8 protein-coding genes are annotated in these 7,431 nt (G+C 76.8%); 4 read left to right on the top strand and 4 right to left on the bottom strand.

The annotated features are described in order from the left end of the window. Together ACYVI6_RS17465 and ACYVI6_RS17460 are read right to left on the bottom strand one after the other, a co-directional pair. Nucleotides 1–1,198, bottom strand: a 1,198-nt coding sequence (locus tag ACYVI6_RS17465; protein ID WP_460447588.1) for an AAA family ATPase, incomplete at its 3' end; no start/stop codon positions are given. Next, on the bottom strand, nucleotides 1,195–2,397 hold the full coding sequence (locus ACYVI6_RS17460) for an exonuclease SbcCD subunit D (protein WP_460447587.1): 1,203 nt from the start codon (nucleotides 2,395–2,397) through the stop codon (nucleotides 1,195–1,197). The genes ACYVI6_RS17460 and ACYVI6_RS17465, both read right to left, overlap by 4 nt. Nucleotides 2,398–2,473: 76 nt before the next feature. On the opposite strand from ACYVI6_RS17460, the gene ACYVI6_RS17455 reads away from it, so the two are divergent. From ACYVI6_RS17455 to ACYVI6_RS17445, 3 genes are all read left to right on the top strand, one after another. Then, nucleotides 2,474–3,961 carry a glutamate--cysteine ligase gene (locus ACYVI6_RS17455; protein ID WP_460447586.1) on the top strand — a complete coding sequence of 496 codons (1,488 nt, stop codon included), beginning with the start codon at nucleotides 2,474–2,476 and terminating at the stop codon, nucleotides 3,959–3,961. A gap of 67 nt (nucleotides 3,962–4,028) precedes the next feature. Continuing rightward, nucleotides 4,029–4,607: a hypothetical protein gene (locus tag ACYVI6_RS17450; RefSeq protein WP_460447585.1), complete on the top strand. Its 579-nt coding sequence runs from the start codon at nucleotides 4,029–4,031 to the stop codon at nucleotides 4,605–4,607. Then, a complete protein-coding gene (locus ACYVI6_RS17445; protein WP_460447584.1) occupies nucleotides 4,604–5,272 on the top strand; it encodes an RES family NAD+ phosphorylase in 669 nt (222 codons plus the stop codon). The genes ACYVI6_RS17450 and ACYVI6_RS17445 overlap by 4 nt, the downstream gene beginning before the upstream one ends. Before the next feature lie 4 nt (nucleotides 5,273–5,276). Here ACYVI6_RS17445 and ACYVI6_RS17440 read toward each other — a convergent pair whose 3' ends face one another. After that, nucleotides 5,277–5,885, bottom strand: a complete 609-nt coding sequence (locus tag ACYVI6_RS17440; protein ID WP_460447583.1) for a histidine phosphatase family protein — start codon at nucleotides 5,883–5,885, stop codon at nucleotides 5,277–5,279. A 91-nt stretch (nucleotides 5,886–5,976) separates the two neighbouring features. On the opposite strand from ACYVI6_RS17440, the gene ACYVI6_RS17435 reads away from it, so the two are divergent. Further along, a complete protein-coding gene (locus tag ACYVI6_RS17435) occupies nucleotides 5,977–6,387 on the top strand; it encodes an MmcQ/YjbR family DNA-binding protein (RefSeq protein ID WP_460447582.1) in 411 nt (136 codons plus the stop codon). On the opposite strand, the gene ACYVI6_RS17430 is transcribed toward ACYVI6_RS17435, so the two are convergent. Further along, a partial coding sequence (locus ACYVI6_RS17430) for a DUF4153 domain-containing protein (protein WP_460447581.1) occupies nucleotides 6,377–7,431 on the bottom strand: 1,055 nt, incomplete at its 5' end. The two genes, ACYVI6_RS17435 and ACYVI6_RS17430, sit on opposite strands and share 11 nt — an antisense overlap.

Here is a 7,431-nt window from a genome sequence, read left to right as displayed (position 1 = left end):
GCGCCTCGCGCTGGAGCCCGGCGCAGCGGTCGGTGGCCAGCGCCAGCTGCGTCGCGAGGTCGGCGGACGCCTGCAGCACGGCCAGCTCGTCGCGCAGCCCGGCGACCTGCGGTGCCGGGTGGGGGACCGCCGCGACGGCCGCCTCGTGCCGGGTGCGGGCGTCTGCCAGTGCGGCGTCGGCCCGGTCGGCCGCGTCGAGCAGGTACCGAAGAGGCGCAGCCGCCCGAGCGCGCGCGAGCTGCTCGGCATCGGCGTCGCGCCGGGGCCGGATGGCCACCAGGCGGTCGTGCCGTTCGTGCAGCGCCCGCAGCCGCTCGCAGCGGGCTGCTCGGCGTCCGAGCCGCTGCACGGTGGTCGCGGCCTGCTGCGCGACGGCACCGTGTCGAGCGACGTCGAGCTCGGCGGCGTCGGCGGCGGCGCGCGCCCCGCGGAGCATCGCCGCCACGCGCTCGACGGGGTCGGGGGAGGCGACGGCCAGCTCGTCGACCACCTCGTCGTCGCCGCCACCGGACGCCGGGGCGACGGCGTGCACGGCCTGCTCGGCGCGGGCGACCAGCAGGGCCTGGCGGGCGTCGGCCGTGTGCACCTGGGCGCCGACCGCCGTCCGCTCCTCGCGCAGCCAGCGCTCGACGGCGTCGTAGCGGTCGATGTCGAACAGGCGCGACAGCAGGTCGCGCCGCTCGTCGGCCCCGGCCCGCAGGAAGGCGGCGAACTCGCCCTGGGGGAGCATCACGACCTTGGTGAACTGCTGCAGGTCCATGCCGAGCAGGTCGCGCAGCAGCAGCCCGGCCTCGTCGGCCCGGCGCTGCTCGTGCACCACCCACTCGCCGTCGACCAGCTCGCGCACGGCGACCGACCCGCGCTCGAGCGTGGTGCCGGCCCCGCGGCGCTTGGGGCGGTGCCACTCGGGGCTGCGGCGCACCTCGAACCGGCGGCCGCCGAGGGTGGCCTCGAGCACCACCAACGGCCCGACGTCGGGGGCAGCGTGGTCGCTGCGCAGCCGCGGGCGGCCCGTGGCGCGGGCGCCCGGCACCCGCCCGTAGAGCGCGAAGCAGACGGCGTCGAGCAGGCTGGACTTGCCGGCGCCGGTGGGCCCGTGCAGCAGGAACAGGCCGTCGGTGCCGAGCGCGTCGAGGTCGACCACCTGCCGGTCGGCGAACGGCCCGAACGCCGTGACCTCGAGCCGGTGCAGTCTCACGCCACGCCCTCGTGCCGGACCGGCTGCCCGGGCAGCTGCGGCTCGCGGGTGTCGGCCGAGACCACGCGCGAGGCGTCGAGGGCGCGGCGCAGCAGGGCGCGCTGACCGCTGCTGACCGGATGACCGCCGTGCACGTGCTCGACGAAGGCGCAGCAGACGTCGAGCTCGTCGGCCGTGGCCCGCAGCCGCTCGCCGTAGCCGAGCGGCGCGCCGACGCGGCCGCCCTCGGGCTCGAAGGCGAGCACCAGCGTGTGCGGGAACCGCCGCTGCAGCTGCTCCATCGCCCCGTGCGGGCGCACCGGGTCGGTCAGCGTGACGTGGCACCACGAGCGCTCGGCGAGCCGGTGCCGGGGGTCGGCGAGCAGGTCGTCGAGCCGGCCGCGCAGCACGGCGAGCCGGCGGGGCACCGGCGCCGCGACCGGGTCGACCTGCTCGACGCCGGTCGCGCCGAGCCGCACCAGCCACGACCCCTTGGTGTGGCGGGCCTCCGAGAACGAGTAGGCGAGCGGCGAGCCGCTGTACCGCGCGGTCGGGCCGACCTGCTGCCGGCCGTGCAGGTGGCCCAGCGCGGCGTACGACACCCCGCCGAACACGGACGCCGGCACCGAACCCACCCCGCCGACCCCGATGTCGCGCTCGGAGTCGCTGCCCTCGCCGCCGACCACGAACGCGTGGGCGGCGACGACCGAGCGGGTGCCGGGCCGGGCCGCCAGGTCGGTGCGGACGGCGTCGAGCGCGGCCCCGAGGACCGCCTCGTGGGTGCGGGCCGATGCGCCGACGGCCTCGGCGGCCAGCGCGGGCTCCAGGTACGGCACGCCGTACAGCGCGACCGGCCCGTGCGCGTCGTCGAGCAGCACCGGGCGGGCCAGGTCGCGGGCGTGGGTGCGCAGGTGGACGCCGGCCTGCTCGAGCACCGCGCCGCCGAAGCCGAGGCGGGTGGCGGAGTCGTGGTTGCCGCTGGTGAGCAGCACCTGCGCGCCGGCGCCGCGCAGCCGGGCGATCGCGTCGTCGAGCAGCCGCACCGTGTCGACCGAGGGCAGCGCCCGGTCGTAGACGTCGCCGGCGACCACCACGACGTCGACCCGCTCGGCGCGCACCACCTCGACCAGGTGGTCGAGCACCTGCTGCTGGGCAGCCAGCAAGCCGACACCGTGGAAGCCGCGGCCCAGGTGCCAGTCGGAGGTGTGGAGCAGGAGCACGCGTCGACAGTAGGTCGGGGCACCGACAAGACCGTGCAGGCTCGCCCGCGCAGGCGCTTCGTGGTTGGGTCCACCCATGGGTGACGAGGTCGTCGGCACGGGCTACACGCGAGAGCAGCGGCAGCGCTACCGCGAGAAGGTGCGCCAGTGCCTCGACGTGTTCGAGCGGATGCTGGCCGAGTCGAGCTTCGACTTCGAGCGGCCGCTGACCGGGCTGGAGATCGAGCTGAACCTGGTCGACGCCGAGTTCGAGCCGGCGATGGCGAACGCCGCGGTGCTCGAGAGCATCGCCGACCCCGACTACCAGACCGAGCTCGGGCAGTACAACATCGAGCTCAACGTGAGCCCGCGGCCGCTGCCCGGCGACTCGGCGCTCGAGCTGGAGGAGGCGCTGCGGCGCAGCCTGAACGAGGCGGAGCACAAGGCCAACGCGGCCGGCGCGCACATCGTGATGATCGGGATCCTGCCGACGATCATGCAGCAGCACTTCCACACCGAGTGGATGAGCGCGAACCCCCGCTACTCGGCGCTGAACGAGTCGGTCTTCGCGGCGCGCGGCGAGGACCTGCTCATCGACATCGCCTCGCCGACCAGCCCCGACCGGGTCACGGCGTTCGCCGACACCATCGCGCCCGAGTCGGCGTGCACGTCGGTGCAGCTGCACCTGCAGGTCAGCCCGCAGGAGTTCCCGGCGAGCTGGAACGCCGCGCAGGCGCTGCTCGGCCCGCAGCTCGCCGTCGGCGCCAACTCGCCGTACCTGTTCGGCAAGCACCTGTGGGCCGAGACCCGCACCGTGCTGTTCCTGCAGGCCACCGACACCCGCTCGGTCGAGCTGCGCAACCAGGGCGTGCGGCCGCGGGTGTTCTTCGGCGAGCGGTGGATCACCTCGATCTTCGACCTGTTCGAGGAGAACGTGCGCTACTTCCCGGCGCTGCTGCCGGAGGTGAGCGACGAGGACCCGGTCGCCGTGCTGGACGCCGGGGGAGCACCGCGCATGCAGGAGCTGCGGCTGCACAACGGCACGGTCTACCGCTGGAACCGGCCGGTGTACGACATCGTCGACGGGCGCCCGCACCTGCGGGTGGAGAACCGGGTGCTGCCGGCCGGCCCGACGGTGGCCGACGTGATGGCCAACTCGGCGTTCTACTACGGCGCGCTGCGCGTGCTGAGCGAGGAGGACCGCCCGGTCTGGACGAAGATGAGCTTCGCCACGGCCGAGTCGAACTTCACCGAGTGCGCGCGCCGGGGCATGTCGGGCACCGTGTACTGGCCGGGCTTCGGCGAGCTGCCGGCCGAGGAGCTGGTGCTGCGTCACCTGCTGCCCCTGGCGCACGAGGGCCTCGAGCGGTGGAACGTGTCGAAGCAGGTGCGCGAGCGGTACCTCGGCATCATCGAGGCACGCTGCAAGAGCGGGCGCAACGGTGCCGAGTGGCAGGTGTCGACGGTGCGGGCCCTCGAGGCGCGCGGGCACCACCGGCTGTCGGCGGTGCGCGAGATGCTGCGGCTGTACGCGGGCAACATGCACAGCAACGAGCCGGTGCACACGTGGGAGGTCCCCGGCTAGGTGTCGGCGGGCTGGTGTAGCCTGCGCCCTTGACGCCCTTGACGTGACGGGGGCAGAGGAGGCGACGATGGCGACCACCGGCACGACCCGGTCAGCGGCCGCGCGGGACGCCGCGCAGCGCTACGAGCAGCGCCTGCTCGAGCTCGTGCGGGCGGGGGTAGCCGACCGCGTCCGCGAGGTGGTGGACGCCGGCGGCGACCCGGCGGCGCTGGGCGACCCCGAGCAGCTGGCGGCCCGCATGGTGGCGGCCCTGCCGCGCGGCGGGCACCGGCTCGACGTCGAGCTCGGCCCGTTCTACGACACCGCCGGCCTGTGCGAGTGGTGGGCGGTCAGCCGGCAGGCGCTCAGCGACCGGGTGCGCCGCGGCCGGCTGCTGGCCTGCCGCACCGCCGACGGGCACCTGGTCTACCCGGCGTTCCAGTTCGCCCGCGACGGCGCGGTGCGGCCGGGCATCGTCGACGTCGTGGCCGTCTTCACCGCCGCCGGGGTCGACGGCTGGACGACGGCGGCCTGGCTGACCACGCCGACCGACGTCCTCGACGGCGACAGCGCGGTCGACCACCTGGTCGTGCACCGCGCCGGCGCCGCGGCGGTGCAGCGGGTGCTGGAGCAGGCGCGGGCCGACGCGGCGGCCCTGGCGGCGTGAGCGACGTCGCCCGCGAGCGACCGGCGCAGGGGCCTCCGCCGTCGTCGCTGCAGGGCTTCCCGGTCAGCCGCACGGGTCCCGGCACGGCGCTGTACCGCGCCCACGACCACGACCTCGGCCCGTGGTGGTGGTCGTCGGGCGGGCCCGGCCGGTTCGACCTCGAGGCCCCGCGCGGCACCTGCTACCTCGCGACCACCGCGCTGGTCGCGCTGCGCGAGCGGCTGGGGCCGGTCCTGTCGGCGCGCGCGGTGCTCCCCGCCTCGACGATCGAGCGCGTCGTGGTGTCGCGGCTGCGGCTGCCGGCCGCGGCCCGGCTGGCCAACGTGCGGGTGGCCGCCGCGGCCGCCCACGGCGTCACGCGCGAGCTGGAGTCGATGACCCCCTACGCCGTGCCGCAGGCGTGGGCCGCGGCGTTCGACCGCGCCGGGTTCGACGGCGTCCGCTACGGCCCGCGGTTCAGCCCGGGGGCGGCCAGCTCGATCGCGCTGTTCGGCGCGGCGGGGGCGCCGGAGGCCGACGCCGGGTTCGTGGTCGACCCGCACCCGGTGCCCGCGCTGGACGTTCCCGGCCGGCCGGACGTCGTGCCGGTGCCCCGGCGGCGCGACCTGAAGGTCATCCGGCCCCCGGTGCAGCCGCCGCGTGCCGGCCCGCCGGCCGGCGGGTAGCGGCTCAGGCGGCCGGCACGTTCCAGGCGGCGACGGCGCGCACGCCGTGCTCGACGCCGAGCCGGCTGGTGCTGGCGGGGTCGAGCAGCAGCCGGGCACCGTCGGTGGGCGCCTGGTCGAGCCACACCGTGGCCAGCACCCGCAGCAGGTGCCCGTGGGCCACCAGCACGACGTCGCCCTCGGTCAGCGACTGCTCGACCGACCCGATGACGCGGGCGGCGCAGGCGGCGACCTCCTGCACGGTCTCGCCCGGTGTCGTCCCGGGCACGACGCCGTGGCGGAACACCGTCCAGTCGGCACCGGCGGTCTCGCGGATGACCGCGCTGGTCAGGCCCTCGTAGCCGCCGTAGTCCCACTCGTGCAGGTCGTCGTCGACGCGCGCCGGAGCGGTGGCGCCCGGCCCGGTGAGGCCGGCCAGCTCGGCGGTGTGCCGTGCCCGGCTCAGCGGGCTGGTCACGACCAGGGCCGGCGGCCGCTCGGCGAACACCGCCCGCAGCGCCCGCGCCTGCTGCTCGCCGCGCGGGGTGAGCGGGATGTCGGTGAGGCCGGTGTGCTGCCCGGACCGCGACCACTCGGTCTCGCCGTGCCGAACCAGGACCAGGTGACCCGTCATGCCCCCATCGTCCCGGTCGGGTGCGGGCGGGTCGCGCGGGGGGCCGCCGGAGTGCTGGACGCCGGGCCCCGCCGCGCGCCACGCTGGCCCGATGGCGACGTGGGACGACGTGCGTGCGGCGGCGCTGGAGCTGCCCGAGGTCGAGGAGGACGGGACGCCCGACGCACCCGGGTTCAGGGTGCGGGGCAAGAGCCTGGCGAACGACCGCCCGCTGCGGCGGCGCGACCTGCAGGACCTCGCGGCGGCGGGGGTGACGCCGCCCGACGGCTCGGTGCTCGCGGTGCGGGTGCCCGACCTCGAGGCCAAGGATGCGCTCCTCGCGGCGCTGCCCGGCGTCTGCTTCACCACCCCGCACTTCGACGGCTACGCGACCGTGCTGGTGCGGCTCGCCGACCTCGACCCCGACGAGCTGCCCGGGTTGCTCACCGACGCGTGGCTGTCGGTCGCCCCGAGACGGCTGCTCGCCCAGCACCCCGAGCTGTCGGGGCCGGTCACCGGCTGACCGCGGCGCAGGCCGCGTCACCGACCGCGGGCCCGGCGCGGTCGGCGGACGCGCGCAGCGCCCGGTGCCGACCGAGGTTCCACGACGTCCAGCCGTCCGGGCGGGTCGCGGGCCGGGTCGACAGGCAGTCGCGCAGCGGTCCGGGCGGGAGCGCGGCGACGGCGGGCGCGGCGTCGTCCGACAGGGACTGCAGGTAGACGACGTCGACGGGCGCCTCGAGGTGGCCGGCCGCCGCGTGCCGCACGATCTGCGCGTCCGGGTTGACCGCCGCCAGGCCGAGCAGCCCCACCGCGGTCAGCTGCACCGCCGCTCGCGGCACCCACCCGGCCCGCCAGCGCGCACCCGCCACCAGCACCGCCACGAGCACGGCGGCCAGCACCAGCTCGCCGGCGACGGCCAGCAGCCGGGTGCGGGTCAGCCCGTAGGCGTCGACGTAGAGGTCCATGCGGCGCAGCGCCGACGCGACGACGCCGAGCGTGCCGACCCCGAGCGCGCCGAGGGCGACCCGGGCGAGCAGCCGCCCGCGCGGGTCGGTGACCGGCGCCCGGCGGGCGGCGGCCGCGACCACCGCGAGGGTCAGCACGCTGGCGGTCACGAGCTGCCAGAACCCCTGCCGCGCGTACTGCGCGTAGGTCAGCCCGGCGGTCTGCAGCACGTGGCGCGAGCCGCCGAGCAGCGCACCGACCTGCACCAGCACGAACGCCAGCACGACGACGTCGGCGGCCAGCACCGGGATCGCCCACTCGAGCCGTCTCGCCGGTCGGGCGGCCGGCAGCGTGGTGCCGGCCCACGGCGGTGGCGCCGCGGGGAGGTGCAGGTTCGTCAGCGCCACCAGCGCCAGGAGCACCCCGACGACGAGCCGCCCGACGACGCCGCCGAGGTGGAACGACGGCACGAGGCTGGCGAACACCGTGTCGGCGCTGGCGAACAGCGCGCCGAGCACCACGACCAGCACCACGGCGGTGCCCGCGCTGGCCAGCAGCGGCAGCACCCGGCCGCGCCCGCCCGCGGTCCGGCGCGCGCCGCGCACGGCGGCGGGTGGCC

This window comes from Angustibacter aerolatus, assembly GCF_054776675.1.
This window is presented reverse-complemented; position numbering and strand designations above follow the sequence as displayed.

What these genes read in the sequence shown, in the direction of transcription:
- ACYVI6_RS17450 (WP_460447585.1), top strand. Translation starts at nt 4,029, where the DNA reads ATGGCGACCACCGGCACGACCCGGTCAGCGGCCGCGCGGGACGCCGCG.
- ACYVI6_RS17455 (WP_460447586.1), top strand. Translation starts at nt 2,474, where the DNA reads ATGGGTGACGAGGTCGTCGGCACGGGCTACACGCGAGAGCAGCGGCAG.
- ACYVI6_RS17435 (WP_460447582.1), top strand. Translation starts at nt 5,977, where the DNA reads ATGGCGACGTGGGACGACGTGCGTGCGGCGGCGCTGGAGCTGCCCGAG.
- ACYVI6_RS17440 (WP_460447583.1), bottom strand. Translation starts at nt 5,885, where the DNA reads ATGACGGGTCACCTGGTCCTGGTTCGGCACGGCGAGACCGAGTGGTCG.